General features: G+C 39.0%; 2 protein-coding genes and 1 pseudogene. 2 read left to right on the top strand and 1 reads right to left on the bottom strand.

Annotated features, from left to right (window positions below; all coding sequences use genetic code 11):
* Window positions 1-129: 129 nt before the first annotated feature.
* Both BB781_RS16605 and BB781_RS15160 read left to right on the top strand, forming a co-directional pair.
* Window positions 130-257, top strand: a pseudogene (locus BB781_RS16605) (ISH3 family transposase); the annotation flags it as partial.
* A gap of 104 nt (window positions 258-361) precedes the next feature.
* Window positions 362-574, top strand: a complete 213-nt coding sequence (locus BB781_RS15160) for a hypothetical protein (protein ID WP_129582756.1) — start codon at window positions 362-364, stop codon at window positions 572-574.
* A gap of 150 nt (window positions 575-724) precedes the next feature.
* Here BB781_RS15160 and BB781_RS15155 read toward each other — a convergent pair.
* A partial coding sequence (locus BB781_RS15155; protein ID WP_207205313.1) for a PGF-CTERM sorting domain-containing protein occupies window positions 725-1,068 on the bottom strand: 344 nt, incomplete at its 5' end.

The following is a 1,068-nucleotide window of genomic DNA, read 5'->3' as shown; positions in this document are numbered from 1 at the left end:
TATATATATATATATTAACAGTGTAATTAGGTCGCTTGATTGGGGTTCTTTGTTTGGACAGAGAGTTTAGCTCTGTTGTTTATGGGCTTAACTGGAAGTCTCGGAAAGTTAGCACGTTCTATAGAAGAAGTCTTCATTCAGAAAAAGCATTTTACGATTGTAAAACAAAGTCCTCAAACAATTGATGGGGATAGGTTCAGGTTTGACAGATTTATCCTGTTTGTTGAGGATGGATCAGAAGAAAGTTAAGGGTTTAATTGGTAGTGCGGTGTTTGAGGTAGATAGATAGCGGCAAGGAGAAAAAGGAGGGAAAATTAGTGAAGTACTGAATGTACTGTACAACATGGGGATCTATCCCAACATGGAAACATTCACACTTGGACGCACCGAAAATTACTCTTCGCTGAATGAGGCTGTAGAAGAACTATCAAACCATTTCGCAATTGCAAATGATGAACAGAAAGCAATATTTGAAAAGTATCTGGAAGAGAATCTCAAAAAAGATAATGGGAACTATCTTTACGATGCAAGTTCCACAAAAGTGAAGATGTGGTGGCACACGACGAATACCTAATTTCACTCAAGCAGTCTATTGATCGAGGCTGAGGCAAGCGTCACCAATAGCACCGTAAATAAGAACAACACCGCTATATCTTTTAGAATTTTCCAAAAATATTATAAACAAAAAATGGTTGGAAATAGATACTTCCAACCATATCCAACTTTATTTTCTGAACATTGCTGCACCCAATAATCCCAGAAGACCTATCAAAAGTTCAAATCCTGGAGCCTTTACGGAACTCTCCACTACTTTATTATTCCCTGCATCAGATGCAATAGACGATTCCTTTCTGTCATCAACAGAAGCTGTAGTTTCCTTTTCATTATTTGCTTCAGCCAGGTCTACAACTACAACATCATCCTCTTTTACCGCCTCTTCTTCAACAACCTTTGCATCTGCAGATGCCGGGGCTTTGATGGTTTTCGTCATCCATAGAGTCATCTTAAGGACCGGACTGCTGGTATCCTCTGTCTTGAGATACATTCCACCATAAAGATCGATCGTCT

Source organism: Methanolobus psychrotolerans (assembly GCF_002243045.1).
GTDB lineage: Archaea > Halobacteriota > Methanosarcinia > Methanosarcinales > Methanosarcinaceae > Methanolobus > Methanolobus psychrotolerans.
This window is presented reverse-complemented; position numbering and strand designations above follow the sequence as displayed.